The organism is Streptomyces mesophilus (genome assembly GCF_040300965.1).
Lineage (GTDB): Bacteria > Actinomycetota > Actinomycetes > Streptomycetales > Streptomycetaceae > Streptomyces > Streptomyces mesophilus_A.
The window spans coordinates 1-14,042 of the sequence record NZ_JBEPEW010000184.1 but is presented as its reverse complement, the minus strand read 5'-3'; the positions used below and the strand labels follow the sequence as shown (position 1 = coordinate 14,042).

The following is a 14,042-nucleotide window of genomic DNA, read 5'->3' as shown; positions in this document are numbered from 1 at the left end:
GTGGGACCGGGCGGTGGCCGCCTTTCTGGCGGCGCATGATGCGTCGGCTCCCGCCGGGGCCCACCCGAAGCACTCGGCCCGCGCACGAGCCGCACCGCGCCGCAGCCGCTCGGGCCGCCCGAGCAGCAGCCGGACCGCGTCCGCGAACGACTCCCCGTCGTCGAAGGCCACAGCACCCGCCGACCCCAGCACCTCCGGCAGCGCGGACGAAGCACTCGCCACCACCGGCGTCCCGCAGGCCAGCGCTTCGAGCGCGGCGAGCCCGAAGGTCTCGGCAGGACCGGGCGCCAGACACACATCGGCTGCGGCTTGCAGTGCGGCCAGTCGCCCCCGGTCCGCGACATGCCCGAGGAACGTCACCGGCAGCGCCCGCGCCCGCCGTTCGAGGCGCGCCCTCAGCGGCCCGTCCCCGGCCACCACCAGCCGTACGCGCACGCCCCGCTCGCGCAGCACCCGTATCGCATCGATCGCCGTCCCCGGCCGCTTCTCCACCGACAGCCGCGAGCACAGGGCGAGGAGGACCTCGCTCTCGCCCGCGTATCGCGCCCGCTGTGCCGGGTCCCGCAGCCCGGGCCGGCACCGGGCCAGATCCACACCGAGCGGCGCCCGGACGACATTGCGCGCCCGGATCCGCACGAACTCGCGCTCGGCCCATTCGGTGGTGCACACCACCCGTGAATAGGCGTGTGCACTGCGGCGGTTGAGCCGGTCCGCGGCCCGCCGGGCGGTGGGCCCGGGCAGTCCCCAGGTCCGCAGCACCCCGTCGGCGGTCTCGTGCGAGACCATCACCGCAGGGACGCGGGCGCGCCGTGCCCACTCGCCGGTCCAGCGCAAAGTGGTGCGGTCACACACCTCGAGGCGGTCGGGCGCCACCCGCTCCAGAAGTCCGGTGAGGCCGCGCCGGTCGGTCAGGACGCGATAGCCGCCTGTTCCGGGCAGCGTCGGCCCGGGCACGGTGATCACCCGCCCCTGCCGGGTCATCCGGTCCGCGTACCTTTCCCCGGGCACGATGAGGACGGGTTCATGCCCCGCGGCCAGATACCCGGCGCCCAACTCCCGTAGCGCGGTACGCAGTCCGCCCGAAGCAGGTGCCACGAAGTTCGCCATGCGCACGATCCGCAGGCCGGTCGTCGCGCTCATGCGGCCACCGCCGTTCGCGCCCGCAGCACCTCGGCATAGTGGCCGAGCAGCTGATCGCCGACCGCCTCCCAGGTGCGCTCGCGCACCATGTCCCGTCCGGCCCGCCCGTACGCGGCCCGCCGTTCGGGATCCGCCGCAAGGGACCACACCGCGTCCCGGAACGCGGCCGGGTCGCCTGCCGGCACCAGAAGCCCGCTGCGGCCGTGCGCCACCAGGTCGAGCGGGCCGCCCACCGCGGGGGCGATCACCGGCACTCCGCTGGCCATGGCCTCCTGCACGGTCTGGCAGAAGGTCTCGAACGGCCCGGTGTGCACGAAGAGGTCCAACGAGGCGAAGATCCGGGCGAGTTCACCGCCTGTACGCCTGCCGAGGAAGTGCGCGCCGGGCAGCATGTCCCGCAGTCTGTGCTCGCTGGGCCCGTCACCGGTGACCAGGACGCTCACGCCGTCCATCCGGCAGACGCCGGCGAGCAGTTCGACCTGCTTCTCCGGTGCGAGCCGCCCCACGTAGCCCACGACCAGTTCGCCGTTCGGTGCGTACCTGCGGCGCAACTCCTCGTCCCGCAGCGCCGGATCGAACCGTGCGGTGTCCACACCGCGCGGCCACAGGGCGACCCTCGGCACCCCCTGCGCGGCCAGGTCCCGCATCGCCGCACCGGACGGCGCCAGGGTCCGGTCGGCCGCCTTGTGCACGGCCCGGATACGCCGCCACGCGGCGGCTTCACCCGCGCCCACGTACGTACGGGCATAGCCGGCCAGATCGGTCTGGTAGACGGCGACGGCGGGAATGCCGAGCCGGGACGCGGCCGCCATGGCGCGCACTCCGAGCACGAACGGGCTGGCCAGATGGACCAGTTCGGCCCGGTGGGAGCTCAGCGCCGCGGCGATGCGCCGGCTCGGCAGGGCCACTCTGACCTGCGGGTAGCCGGGCAGCGGCACGGAGGGGACGCGCACGACGGGGCAAGGCCCGTCGGACTCGGCGGCGGGTGGCCCGTGGGCGGTGGCGGGGGCGACGACCAGAGGTTCATGACCGCGCCGTACAAGATGGAGCGCGGTCTGCACCGCGCAGTGGGCCACGCCGTTGACGTCGGGGGGAAAGGATTCGGTGACGATGACTACACGCATACCGGTGTTGTCGTCGCCCGCGGCGTTGCCGCGTCAACGTGGATCTTTCGGGCAGGGGAACGTCCCGTTAGCGTTCCCCGCCGCCTGCCCGGCTCCCTAGGCGTCGGGCCCGATCCGACTGCGCACCACGGTCTGCATCTCGGTCTCCTCCGCCGGATCGGCGGCGAGCCGGCGCAACTGCTCCACGACACGGCTGTCGGCGGTCTCGGCCCGCCGTGCGGCGAGCTCCCGCGTGGTCTCCTCGCAGTCCCACAGGCACTCCACCGCGAAGCCCGCGGCGAAGGAGGGATCGGTGGCGGCGAGCGCATCGGCGGCGCGCCCCCGCAGATGGGAGGAGGCGGTCTCGCGATAGATATGGCGCAGCACCGGCGCGGCACACGCGATGCCGAGCCGTCCGGTGCCGTCCACCAGGGTCCACAGGGTCGGCCCGTCGGCCCCTTCGGACCGCACCGCCTCACGCAGCGCACCGAGCACAAGCGAGGCGTCCTGGGCGCCGCCCCTGCAGGCGAGCACCCGTCCGGCGGCGGCCCCGAGCGCATCGGGCCGCTCGGCCCAACGGCGGGCGCGCTCAAGGGCGTTGTCATCGGTCATCCGCTCGAACGCGTCGACGGCGGCCTCGATCACGGTCTGCGAACCGTCGATCAGTGCGGCCTCGACCAGATCGAGCACGACGGGGTCCTGCGCGTCGGCGAGGTAGCGCAACGCTGTGCTGCGGGCCCCGTCGGACCCTGATCGCGCCGCGGAAATGATCTCGGGCAGATCCTCGGGCCCGGCCACGGCGGTCAGGCACCGGGCGGCCGGCACATGGCGTCCGGCGCCCCGCTCCATGGCCTCCTCGGCCCAGGCGAACACGGCGGCGACGCTCCAGCCCGGTCGTGGACCGGCCGGCCTCATCTGCCGTTGCCACTGGTCGAAGGAGCCGCGCTCCCCGGCGGCGCGCACCCGGGCCCCGATGAACTCGCGCGGATCCTCGGCCCACAGCCGCCAGGGCCTCGGCTCGAAGGCGTCGCGCACGGCGGCCGACAGCTCGGTGTCCCCTTCCGCGGTCCGCGGGAAGCGGGCGAGCACGGGTTCGGCCAGGGTGCGCAGGCCCGAGTCGTCGTCGCGCAGCGCGAGTTCGTCCAGTGCCCAGGCCCAGTTCGAGCCCTCGGCGGCATAGCGGCGCAGCAGCATGAGCGCGTCGTCACGCCCGTACGAGGCGAGATGGCCGAGCACGGAGAGGGCGAGGCCGGTACGGGTCTCGTCGGAGTCGAGCACGTCCTCGGCGCAGAACAGGTGCTGCGCGATCTGCTCGAGCGACCCGTTCAGGTCCAGGTAGAGCCGCGCGTAGTAGAGCGAGCGGTTCTCGACCTGCCAGTCGTGGCGGGGGTCGCTCAGCACGCAGTGGTTCAGGGCCGCGAGCGCTTCCTCGCGGGGGGCTGTGAGCGCGTGCAGCGTGCCGTCGCCGCGGCCTCGCTGGAGGAGGCCGAGCAGCGTGCCGCTGGGCGCTATGACCGTGTCGAACATGGAAGGAGCCTCACATCAAGCTGTCGACGCAACAGGGGGTGTCCGTGCACTACCTGCCGGCGCAACAACACGTGCGGCTGGCCGTCGTCATCTGCTTGCTGAAAGCCATCTTCCTCTGCCTCTCGGTCGGCGGCCCGGGGATGGGCCGGTCACGGTCCGCGTGCTGAGTCATCTGCCCAGCAATCGTGTCCGTGCATCACGACGTCATGATGGCCCAGCCCATCGGCTGGGTCGACCAGATTTCCGCTGACCCCCCGCATACCCCCGTGCAGCCCGGTATTACCCGGCGCCGAACAACTCGAGCAGGTCGGCCTTGCCGAACATCCGCGCCGTGTCCACCGCCGACGGCGTCCCCGCGGCCGGATCGGCGCCCCCGTCGAGCAGCACCTTGATCACGTCGTCCTCGCCCTTGAACACGGCGCCCGCCAGCGGCGTCTGCCCCCGGTCGTTCGCCCGGTCCGCATCCGCGCCACGCTCGAGCAGGGCGCGCACCGCGGCGGCATGCCCGTGATAGGCGGCCAGCATGACCAGGGAGTCGCCGCGGTCGTTGGTGAGATTCACCGGGACACCGGCGTCCACATAGGCGGCAAGGGTCTCGGTCTCGCCCTGGCGCGCCAGATCGAAGATCTTCGTGGCGAGCTCCACGACCTCCGGATCGGGTGCTTCCGTCATCGGCCAGACCTTTCGCTGAGTGATCGGTGGGGAGAAAACCCCTGCGTACGACCACGTCGGCCGTACGAGTGAATCGACAGCGTACTGCCCGTCACGGCACATGAGCGCCCCCGCCCGAGGCAAAGATCACCTCGGGTCTCCTTGCGGCCCGACGCCCGCCCGGCCGGCTCAGCGGCATGCACCCATACGAGGGAAATTAGCGGAATTTCACCCAGTTGCACCTTTTGTCGTATGGATACATGCTGTGAGCCTGGAAGAACTCATGGTGACTGTCCCCTCGACCAGGAGAACTCTCATGATTTTGTCCATCTCGGGTGTAGTGCTGCTCGGCGTCATCGTCTTCCTTTTCTTCCGCAAGGACGGCCTCAAGGCGTCCCACGCGCTGGTCTGCGCGCTCTTCGGCTTCTATCTCGCGGGCACCGCCATCGCCCCGAGCATCAAGGCCGGCGGAGCGAGCCTGGCCAGCCTCCTCGGCGGCATCAAGTTCTGACGGCGCCTCGCGCGCTCAACCAACGGATCACAACTTCAGGAGTACGACGTGGCCAGGCGACCACTCCCGCGCATTCTGACCACCGGTTCCGCGTCCCTCACGCGAAGCCGGGAGATGGCCAGGACGGCAGCCGACAGCGCCACGGACGTGCTCCATCCGTTGATCACCATCACTCGGGGACTGCGCCGCCTCGCTTCCGCAGGGCGGCGCAAATGGACCGAGACCCCCAAGGACCGCCGCGGACCCGTCCTGTTCCTGGTGGCGTCCTGTCTCCTCGTCGTGGTCCTCGTCCCGTACGGACCGCTGCTCGCCCTGATCTCGCTGATGGCGGCGGCCGCATGGACCGGCCGCGACCGCACCCCGGTCCAGACCGGCCCCGACGAGAACCAGCTCCAGCGCCTGCACACGCTCTACGAGGCGCTGGTCCCGTATTTCTCGGTCCCCGAGGACCCGAGCCCGCTCTACTCGCACGGCGGCGAGTGGGACAAGGCGTTCACGGCCCATGAGTTCGACGAGAACGGCCGCATCAGCCGGCTCGCCCTGCGCTACCCCGCGTACTTCACCGATGGCGAGGCCTCGTCCCGGGCCCGCATCGAGCAGGTACTGCACGCGAAGTCGGGCCGCGGCCGCGAGTACCACTTCGAGTGGGACGAAGAGGGCAACGAGCTCACGGTCCATGTGCTGCCGCCGCTGCCCACGGACATCGCAGCCCAGCGCTTCGTGACCACCCCCGGCGAGACGGTTCTCGGCTTCACGGACGAGACCGCCGTCCAGCGCACACTCCCCGTCCTCGACGGCGGCGAGCAGCGCGACGTACCGCCGGTGATCTGGCGCACGGGGCCCCGCTCGACCGAACCCCATCTGCTGATCGTCGGCCAGCCCGGCAGCGGCACCACGACCCTGATGCGCTCCCTCGCGCTGCAGGCCCTCCAGTACGGCGACGTCCTCATCGTCGAGGGCAGCGGCACGGGCGAGTACGCCTGCCTCACCGGACGCCGGGGCGTCCTCGGCGTCGAGTGCGGGCTCGCGGGCGCGGCTGCCTGCCTGGAGTGGGCCGCCCATGAGACGGAGCGCCGGCTGATCGCCGCGAATCGTGCCCGCCAGGCCGGCCACCCGGCGCCCGACGACACCCGCCGCCCGCTCTGGATCCTGCTCGACCGCCCCAGCGTGCTCGGACACCTGGCCGCGGCGGACGGCCGCGACGACCCGCAAGGGCTGCTCCAGGTCCCGCTGCGGCACGGCCGCGCGGCCAACGTCACGGTGGTCGTGGCCGATCAGTTCGACACCATGGATGCGCTGAGCGATCCCGTACGCCAGCACACCCGCGCCCGCGTGGTGCTCGGCGCGGCGCCGGCCGAGCAGATCGAGGCGGTGCTCGGCACCTCCCCGCACACCACGCCCACCCCGGACGTCCCGGCCGGGCGCGGCTACGCCCGGATGGGCACGGGCCCGGTGCACCGCCTCCAGGTCCCGGCCACCCCGGACCCGTACGACGACGCGACCAGCGACACCCAGCGGCGCGCGGTGCTCGACCTGCTGCCGGAGCGCGTCGCCACGGAGGACGACACGCTCAGCCCGTCCAACGTCTGAGCGCTACGCCACGAACGTGTGCGGCTGCTGCGCGCTGCCCCCGGCTCCGCCCTCGACGAGCCGGGCCGCGGCGGCAAGGCGCACGGCGGCCTCGTCCGCCAGCGCGCCGCCCACGGTGAACGGCAGCCGCACGAAGCCCTCGAACGCCCCGTCCACACCGAACCGCGGCCCCGAGGGCACCCGCACACCGACCCGCTCCCCGACCTCGGCCAGGCGCGAGCCCGACAGACCGCCGGCGCGCACCCAGAGCGTCAGACCGCCCTTCGGCACCTCGAACTCCCAGTCGGGCAGCTCGCGCCGGACCGCTGCCACAAGGGCGTCCCGGTTCTCCAGCGCCTGGGTACGTCGGATCGCCACAGCCTCCTGCCAACCCCCGGTGCTCATCAGCCAGTTGACGGCAAGCTGCTCCACCACCGGCGTACCGAGATCGGCGTACGCGCGGGCCGCGACCAGGCTCCGGATGACGTCGGGGGCCGCGCGCACCCAGCCGATCCGCATCCCGGCCCAGAACGCCTTGCTCGCCGAGCCGACCGTGATCACGGACGAGCCCGCCGGGTCGAAGGAGCAGACCGGACGCGGCATCTCGAAACCGGGCTCGAGCCACAGCTCGCTCATCGTCTCGTCGACGACGAGCACGGTCCCGGCGGAGCGTGCGGCGTCGACCAGGGCACGCCGCTGATCGTCGTCCGGCAGCGCGCCCGTCGGATTGTGGAAGTCGGCCACCACGTACGCGAGCCGGGGCGCGGACTCCCGCAGCACCTGGCGCCAGCGCTCCACGTCCCAGCCGCTGAGCCCCTCCCCCATGGCGATCGGCACCAGACGTGCGCCGGCCTCGCGCATCAGCTGCAGGATGTTCGCGTACGAGGGCGACTCGACGGCGATCCTCTCGCCGCGGCCCGCGAAGAGATGGCAGATGGCGTCGATCGCGCCCATCGCGCCGGTGGTGACCATGATCTGCTCGGGCATGGTCGGGATGCCGCGCTCGGTGTACCGGTCCGCGATCATCTGCCGCAGCGCCGGCAGGCCCGCCGGGTAGTCGCCGTGCGTATGGGCGTACGGCGGAAGCTCCTCGAGCGCGCCCTGGACCGCCCGCGTGAGCCACGGCTCGGGAGCCGGCAGCGCGGCGCAGCCCAGGTCGATCATCGAGCCGAGCGCCTCGGGCGGCAGCGGTTCGAGACCGCGCGCGGGCAGCGGATTCCCGGCCGGTACGGCGGTCCAACTGCCCGCTCCCCTGCGGGACTCGAGGAAGCCTTCGCTGCGCAGCGCCTCGTACGCGGCGGCCACGGTCGTACGGCTGACATTGAGCGACTGGGCCAGTTCCCGCTCGGCGGGCAGCCGCGCGGCGACGGGCACCCGCCCTTCGAGTACGAGGGTCCGTACGCCGTCCGCGAGCGCCCGATAGGCGGGCGGACGGCGGGTGCCTGGGCCGGCCGGGCGCGCCTGCTGCGAGGTGATGAGGCGGGCGAGCTGCGTGGCGCCCACCGCCGAAGTCCACTGCGCCATAAAACCCAGTCCACCTTCCCCGAATTGGCCCTATCGGCCTTCTCTTGGCAAGCCACAGAGTGTCATGTGTCAGCCTGTTAAGGCCACAGCCCCTCGGGGTGCAGGCCACTAGAAGGCCAGTAGCCACACGGACACCGAGGGGGACACCTTGCAGCGCGGCACCCATCTGACCCGCCGCCTCGTTCAGCTCTACGCGGGTCTCACCCTGTACGGCGCCAGCTCGGCGCTTCTGCTGCGCTCCGGCCTGGGCCTCGAACCGTGGAACGTGCTGCACCAGGGCCTCGCCGAGAAGACCGGTCTGACCATCGGCGTCGTATCGATCATCGTCGGCGCACTGGTGCTCCTGCTGTGGATCCCGCTGAAGCAGCGACCCGGGCTGGGCACGGTGTCCAACGTCTTCGTGGTCGGGTTCGCCATGGACGGCACGCTCGCTCTCGTACCGGACGCCGAGGGGTGGACGCTGCGTGTACTCGCCCTGCTCGGCGGCATCGTCCTCAACGGCGTGGCCACCGGCCTCTACATCTCGGCCCGCTTCGGCCCCGGCCCGCGCGACGGCCTGATGACCGGCCTCAACCAGGCGACGGGGTGGTCGATCCGGCTCGCCCGCACCTGCATCGAGATCGCCGTGGTCGCCACCGGCTTCCTGCTCGGCGGCACGGTCGGCATCGGCACGGTCGCGTACGCCCTGGCGATCGGCCCGCTCGCCCAGTTCTTCCTGCGCTTCTTCGCCATCCCGGGTCTGGAACCCGGCAGCCGGGTGGTCGCCGCGGCGCCACGCAGGCGCGCGATACTGCGACGGTGACCAGCCCCGTACGCCACCCGTACCTCGACGCAGCCGTACCGCTCGCCTTCGCCCACCGGGGCGGGGCGGCGGACGGTCTGGAGAACACCGAGTCCGCGTTCCGCAGCGCGGTCGCTTCCGGCTACCGGTATCTCGAAACGGATGTGCACGCCACGGCCGACGGCCGGCTCGTCGCCTTCCACGACGCCACCCTCGACCGGGTCACGGACACCGCCGGCCGGATCTCCGATCTGCGCTGGTCCGAGGTGCGCAAGGCGCGGGTGGCGGGTTCCGAGCCGGTCCCGCTCTTCGAGGACCTCCTCGAAGCCTTTCCAGACGCGCGCTGGAACGTGGACGTGAAGGCCGAGCCCGCGCTCGTACCGCTGATCGATCTCATCCGGCGCACGAACACCTGGGACCGGATCTGCGTCGGCTCCTTCTCCGAGGCACGGGTCGCCCGGGCGCAGCTCCTCGGCGGACCCGCGCTCGCCACCTCGCTCGGCGTCAACGGGGTGCTCGCGCTGCGGCTGCGCTCCCTGGGCCTTCCCTCCCGTCTGCGCCGCTCGGCCGTGGCCGCCCAGGTCCCCGAGACCCAGTCCGGGATCCGCGTGGTCGACCACCGATTCGTCCGCACCGCCCACGCACTCGGCCTGCAGGTCCACGTATGGACCGTGAACGACCGGGCACGCATGGAGCGACTCCTGGACCTGGGAGTGGATGGCATCATGACCGATCACACGGGGACACTGACCGAGGTGCTCAAGGAGCGCGGGGCCTGGGCCTGAGCGCGACCCTCGGCAGGCAAGCACGAGGGGGCGCGGTGGGCGCGGACACCGTCACGGAACAAAGCGACGGCGTACGGCGCCGGCGGGAACAGCACGGCTGGTACGTCTACGACTGGGCGTGCTCGGTCTACTCGACCAGCGTCCTGACGGTGTTCCTCGGTCCCTATCTGACGGAGCTCGCGGAGTCCGCGGCGGACGCGGACGGTTTCGTCCACCCCTTCGGCATCCCGGTGCGGGCCGGCGCCTTCTTCCCGTACTCGGTATCGGCCTCGATCATCCTGGCGGCCCTGGCGATGCCCCTGGTCGGTGCGGCCGCCGACCGCACCGGACGCAAGAAGCCCTTCCTCGCGGCGGCCGCCTATCTGGGCGCGACGGCCACGGCGGCCATGTTCTTCCTCGACGGCGACCGCTATCTGCTCGGCGGACTGCTCCTCGTCGTCGCCAACGCCTCGCTCGCCGTATCGATGTCGCTGTACAACGCGTATCTGCCGCAGATCTCCACTCCCGAGGAGCGCGACGCCGTCTCCTCCCGCGGCTGGGCCTTCGGCTATGCCTCCGGCGCGCTGGTCCTGGTGCTCAACCTGATCCTGTTCACGGCGCATGACTCCTTCGGCGTCTCGGAGGCGACCGCCGTACGGATCTGCCTGGCCTCGGCGGGCGTGTGGTGGGGCGCATTCACGCTCGTACCGCTCAGCAGGCTGCGCGACCGGCGCCGGGATCCGGCCGAGCGGGAGGCGGCACCGGGCGGCTGGCGCCAACTGCGCGCCACTTTGCGCGACATGCGCCGCCACCCCCTGACGCTCGCCTTCCTGCTCGCGTATCTCGTCTACAACGACGGCGTCCAGACGGTGATCTCCCAGGCCTCGGTCTACGGCTCGAAGGAGCTGGAGCTCGGCCAGTCCACCCTGATCGTCGCGGTGCTCCTGGTGCAGCTGCTCGCGGTGGCCGGTGCTTTGGGCATGGGCCGTCTGGCTCGTGTGTACGGGGCCAAGCGGACGATTCTCGCTTCCCTGGTCGCCTGGACCCTCATCATCGGCGCGGGGTACTTCCTGCCGGCCGGCGCACCCGCCTGGTTCTTCGTCCTCGCGGCCGGCATCGGCCTGGTTCTCGGGGGTACTCAGGCCCTGTCCAGGTCTCTGTTCTCGCATCTGGTGCCACGGGGCAAGGAGGCCGAGTACTTCTCGGCGTACGAATTGAGCGACCGCGGCGTCAGCTGGCTCGGTCCGCTGATCTTCGGTCTGACCTATCAGGCGACGGGCAGCTACCGGGACGCGATCGTCTCGCTGGTGGTCTTCTTCGCGCTCGGGTTCCTGCTCCTGGCGCGCGTTCCGGTGCGCCGCGCGATCGAGGCCGCGGGTAATCCGGTGCCCGAGCGGACCTAAAGGAACGGAAAAAAGCCCAGGAGTAGCCCGGAAAGCGGGGGGCGGATTTAACACCGGGTGACAAAGGCCGGTAGTGTACGCCTTTGGCCTGCCAGGCGTACCGTTCCTTCACGCTAAAGAAACTCAAGCGTTGGGTGACATCTCCTGCCAGATGTGACAAACCGGGCGAGGGTGGGTACAACAAGGGGCGGCCAAGACGGCGACGCGTGACCCGGAACGGGAATCTTTACCGCCGACCGGACGTTGACCGGATGACGACGACAGCGACACCTGTCCTGTGGGCGACAAGCCCGGGAGGCACGATTCATGAGTGAGCGAGCTCTTCGCGGCACGCGACTCGTAGTGACCAGCTACGAGACCGACCGCGGCATCGACCTGGCTCCGCGCCAGGCGGTGGAGTACGCATGCGACAACGGCCATCGCTTTGAGATGCCGTTCTCGGTGGAAGCAGAGATCCCTGCGGAGTGGGAGTGCAAGGTCTGCGGGGCCCAGGCACTCCTGGTGGACGGCGACGGCCCTGAGGAAAAGAAGGCCAAGCCCGCGCGTACGCACTGGGACATGCTCATGGAGCGGCGTACGCGGGAGGAGCTGGAGGAGGTCCTGGCCGAGCGCCTGGCCGTCCTGCGCTCCGGGGCGATGAACATCGCCGTGCACCCGCGTGACAGCCGTAAGACGGCATAACCAGGCGGTACGCACAAAGCAGCACCCGGACCGGGGGCGCGGACACGTGATGTGTCTGCGCCCCCGGTCCGGTTTTGCGTGTCCGGGCTCTGCGGAATCCAGGCCCGCGAGGGCTCGCCTACGCGAACGGCCGGGCGCACGCCCGTGGGCGCGCACCCGGCCGGGCACGGACAAGCTGTCGGGTCAGGAGCCGATCGGCGGATACGGCCCGTCGTCGCGCCGCGGACGCTGCTCACCGGGCACGTCCTCGCGGATCACCTCGCCCTGGACGACCTTGCCGTCCGGGCGGTGGATACGGGCCTGCTGGAAGGCGCTCTCGAAGCTTCCGGGGCCCGCCTCGGCCAGGCGCTTCTCGAAGCTCTTCTCCGCCCGCTTGGCGACGGCCTTGCGGACCGGCGGGAGCAGGCAGACCAGGCCGATCACGTCGGACAGCAGCCCGGGCATGATGAGCAGCAGTCCGCCGAGCATGGTCAGTCCGTTGCCGCGGCTCTGCTGACCTTGCGGCGCGGTCACGGGCTCACCGGCGGCCGCGGCGGTCTGGGCCTGCTGCAGGGTCTCGGTCAGATTGCGGAAGGCCCGGCGGCCGGCCCGCTTGATCACCACGGCGCCGAGTACGACGCCGGCCAGGAGCAGCAGGAAGACCACGAAGCCGCTGGTCGCCGAGGCGACCTGCATCAGCAGCCAGATCTCGAGGACCAGCCAGGCGGCGATCCCGAGCGGCAGAAACCGGCGCACCGTCGAACGGCCGGCAGGGCGGCCGGCGGGGCGTGCTGTCGGAGGCGTCGTCATGCCTCCAGTGTGCCGTCTGCCGCGTCCGTACGGCGTAAGGGCGAGATCAACGGCTCTCGTACGGCCGGGCGGGGCTCAGCGGGACTTGCCGCGTCCCAGGATCTTGCCGGTCCGCTCGGTGACGCCCCAGGCGGTGACCCGCCACAGCGCCTCGACCAGGATGTCGCGGCTCATCTTGGAGTCGCCGAGCTCGCGCTCCACGAAGGTGATCGGGACCTCGACGACATGGAACCCGGACCTGACCGCACGCCGGGCGAGGTCGACCTGGAAGCAGTAGCCCTGCGAGGCGACGTCGTCCAGACCGAGACCCTCGAGGGTCTCCTTGCGGAAGGCACGGAAGCCGCCGGTGACATCGCGGATCGGGACGTCCAGCATCAGCCGCGAGTACAGCGAGCCGCCGCGGGAGATGAACTCACGGGACTTCGGCCAGTTGACCACCCGTCCGCCCGGCACCCAGCGCGAGCCGAGCACCAGGTCGGCGCCCTTGAGCGCGGTCAGCAGCCGGGGCAGCTCCTCGGGCTTGTGCGAACCGTCGGCGTCCATCTCCACGAGCACGCCGTAGCCGTTGTCGATGCCCCAGCGGAAGCCCGCGAGATACGCGGCGCCGAGGCCCTCCTTGCCCTTGCGGTGCAGTACGTGGACGTGGTCGTCCTCGACGGCCAGTTCGTCGGCGAGCTTGCCGGTGCCGTCCGGGCTGTTGTCGTCGGCGACCAGGATGTGCGCCTCGGGCACCGCGGCGCGTACGCGGGCCACGATCGGCTTGACGTTCTCGGCCTCGTTGTACGTCGGAATGATCACCAACGTGGTGCCGAGCGGGCCGTACTCCCGCTGACCGCCGTCCATCACTGCGTGCCCCTTAATTCCAAAAGCGGATGCTCCACCATAGTGCTGCCCGCCACCCGACCTGCTGAGACGGGGGCGGGGGTGTCGCCGGAGCAAGAGGGAACGGTGCGGGAACAGGACCCGGCGCCCTTCGGGCCGACCTGGGACCCGCTGGCTGCGGGTCGACCGAAAGCCGTTGTCTACTGAGCGTCCGGGTCCCACCCGGGTCGCACCAATCCGGCCGGGCGGCACCTGCGTTCGCCCCCGAGGCGCTGACGCTGGGCCTGGCTCCCAGTGGCGGTGTGCCGGTGCGACACTCCGCCCCCATGACCCAGCTGCGTTCGACGACTGCGTGGAGGTGTCCCCGCCGGACGTCCTGTGGTGGACCCGGCCGAAACTACCCGTCCCACGCGCCCGTCTGTCAACACACGTTTCACCTGCGGCGTTTCACGGTAGCCCCAGCTCAACGCCGTGATCACGGGGCTCGTGCGGTGACCTGCCGGCCGCCGATCGGTGTCGCGCCACTCCGGACGGTCACTCGTTAGGCCGTACGAAGACCCTGCGGCCGCCCACCACGGTCTCCAGGCAGACCGGGAGCGCGGCGCCCGGTGTGAGGTCGGGCAGTCCGGGTGTGCCGGAGCGCGGGTCGGTGGACCAGCGGGCGACGCGGTCGTCGGGCGCCTGGACGATCAGCTCGCCGGTCTGCCAGAGCGCGTAGTCGGCGGGCGCGCCCGGCACCAGGGTGCCCGCGTCGTCCCGGCCGACGGCCCGCCAGCC

The 14,042-nt window shown here is 71.6% G+C and carries 13 protein-coding genes and 1 pseudogene; 6 read left to right on the top strand and 8 right to left on the bottom strand.

Annotated features, from left to right (window positions below):
* The 4 genes from ABT367_RS36900 to ABT367_RS36885 form a co-directional block, all read right to left on the bottom strand.
* A partial coding sequence (locus ABT367_RS36900; protein ID WP_352257751.1) for a glycosyltransferase occupies window positions 1-1,140 on the bottom strand: 1,140 nt, incomplete at its 3' end.
* Window positions 1,137-2,264 carry a glycosyltransferase family 4 protein gene (locus tag ABT367_RS36895; RefSeq protein ID WP_352257749.1) on the bottom strand — a complete coding sequence of 376 codons (1,128 nt, stop codon included), beginning with the start codon at window positions 2,262-2,264 and terminating at the stop codon, window positions 1,137-1,139. The genes ABT367_RS36895 and ABT367_RS36900, both read right to left, overlap by 4 nt.
* Window positions 2,265-2,360: 96 nt before the next feature.
* The gene (locus tag ABT367_RS36890) at window positions 2,361-3,770 is read right to left on the bottom strand and encodes a HEAT repeat domain-containing protein (RefSeq protein ID WP_352257747.1); all 1,410 of its coding nucleotides are present in this window, start codon (window positions 3,768-3,770) and stop codon (window positions 2,361-2,363) included.
* Window positions 3,771-4,049: 279 nt separating this feature from the next.
* Window positions 4,050-4,442, bottom strand: a complete 393-nt coding sequence (locus tag ABT367_RS36885) for an ankyrin repeat domain-containing protein (RefSeq protein ID WP_352257745.1) — start codon at window positions 4,440-4,442, stop codon at window positions 4,050-4,052.
* A gap of 295 nt (window positions 4,443-4,737) precedes the next feature.
* Between ABT367_RS36885 and ABT367_RS36880 the strand changes: the two genes are divergently transcribed.
* Together ABT367_RS36880 and ABT367_RS36875 are read left to right on the top strand one after the other, a co-directional pair.
* Complete coding sequence (locus ABT367_RS36880; protein ID WP_030360399.1) at window positions 4,738-4,932, top strand: hypothetical protein; 195 nt, start codon at window positions 4,738-4,740, stop codon at window positions 4,930-4,932.
* A gap of 48 nt (window positions 4,933-4,980) precedes the next feature.
* The gene (locus tag ABT367_RS36875) at window positions 4,981-6,522 is read left to right on the top strand and encodes an ATP-binding protein (protein WP_352257743.1); all 1,542 of its coding nucleotides are present in this window, start codon (window positions 4,981-4,983) and stop codon (window positions 6,520-6,522) included.
* Window positions 6,523-6,525: 3 nt separating this feature from the next.
* Here the strand turns inward: ABT367_RS36875 and ABT367_RS36870 are convergent, their stop codons facing one another.
* Window positions 6,526-8,025, bottom strand: coding sequence for a PLP-dependent aminotransferase family protein (locus tag ABT367_RS36870; RefSeq protein ID WP_352257741.1), 1,500 nt, complete (start codon window positions 8,023-8,025; stop codon window positions 6,526-6,528).
* A gap of 148 nt (window positions 8,026-8,173) precedes the next feature.
* Between ABT367_RS36870 and ABT367_RS36865 the strand changes: the two genes are divergently transcribed.
* The 4 genes from ABT367_RS36865 (at window position 8,174) to ABT367_RS36850 (ending at window position 11,654) form a co-directional block, all read left to right on the top strand.
* Window positions 8,174-8,827, top strand: a complete 654-nt coding sequence (locus ABT367_RS36865) for a YczE/YyaS/YitT family protein (protein WP_352257739.1) — start codon at window positions 8,174-8,176, stop codon at window positions 8,825-8,827.
* Window positions 8,824-9,591, top strand: a complete 768-nt coding sequence (locus ABT367_RS36860; RefSeq protein WP_352257737.1) for a glycerophosphodiester phosphodiesterase — start codon at window positions 8,824-8,826, stop codon at window positions 9,589-9,591. Before ABT367_RS36865 ends, ABT367_RS36860 begins: the two co-directional genes overlap by 4 nt.
* Window positions 9,592-9,626: 35 nt before the next feature.
* Complete coding sequence (locus tag ABT367_RS36855; RefSeq protein ID WP_352257735.1) at window positions 9,627-10,973, top strand: MFS transporter; 1,347 nt, start codon at window positions 9,627-9,629, stop codon at window positions 10,971-10,973.
* Window positions 10,974-11,279: 306 nt separating this feature from the next.
* Window positions 11,280-11,654: an RNA polymerase-binding protein RbpA gene (locus tag ABT367_RS36850; RefSeq protein WP_165333861.1), complete on the top strand. Its 375-nt coding sequence runs from the start codon at window positions 11,280-11,282 to the stop codon at window positions 11,652-11,654.
* A 183-nt stretch (window positions 11,655-11,837) separates the two neighbouring features.
* Here the strand turns inward: ABT367_RS36850 and fxsA are convergent, their stop codons facing one another.
* From fxsA to ABT367_RS36835, 3 genes and pseudogenes are all read right to left on the bottom strand, one after another.
* Window positions 11,838-12,443, bottom strand: a complete 606-nt coding sequence (gene fxsA / locus ABT367_RS36845) for an FxsA family membrane protein (protein WP_352257733.1) — start codon at window positions 12,441-12,443, stop codon at window positions 11,838-11,840.
* 75 nt (window positions 12,444-12,518) lie between these two features.
* On the bottom strand, window positions 12,519-13,286 hold the full coding sequence (locus ABT367_RS36840; RefSeq protein ID WP_434975623.1) for a polyprenol monophosphomannose synthase: 768 nt from the start codon (window positions 13,284-13,286) through the stop codon (window positions 12,519-12,521).
* Between the two features lie 513 nt (window positions 13,287-13,799).
* Window positions 13,800-14,042, bottom strand: a pseudogene (locus ABT367_RS36835) (amidohydrolase); the annotation flags it as partial.

Coding starts and splice junctions, on each gene's coding strand:
- ABT367_RS36895 (WP_352257749.1), bottom strand. CDS start 2,264: ATGCGTGTAGTCATCGTCACCGAATCCTTTCCCCCCGACGTCAACGGC.
- ABT367_RS36885 (WP_352257745.1), bottom strand. CDS start 4,442: ATGACGGAAGCACCCGATCCGGAGGTCGTGGAGCTCGCCACGAAGATC.
- ABT367_RS36890 (WP_352257747.1), bottom strand. CDS start 3,770: ATGTTCGACACGGTCATAGCGCCCAGCGGCACGCTGCTCGGCCTCCTC.
- ABT367_RS36870 (WP_352257741.1), bottom strand. CDS start 8,025: ATGGCGCAGTGGACTTCGGCGGTGGGCGCCACGCAGCTCGCCCGCCTC.
- ABT367_RS36840 (WP_434975623.1), bottom strand. CDS start 13,286: ATGGACGGCGGTCAGCGGGAGTACGGCCCGCTCGGCACCACGTTGGTG.
- fxsA (WP_352257733.1), bottom strand. CDS start 12,443: ATGACGACGCCTCCGACAGCACGCCCCGCCGGCCGCCCTGCCGGCCGT.
- ABT367_RS36880 (WP_030360399.1), top strand. CDS start 4,738: ATGATTTTGTCCATCTCGGGTGTAGTGCTGCTCGGCGTCATCGTCTTC.
- ABT367_RS36850 (WP_165333861.1), top strand. CDS start 11,280: ATGAGTGAGCGAGCTCTTCGCGGCACGCGACTCGTAGTGACCAGCTAC.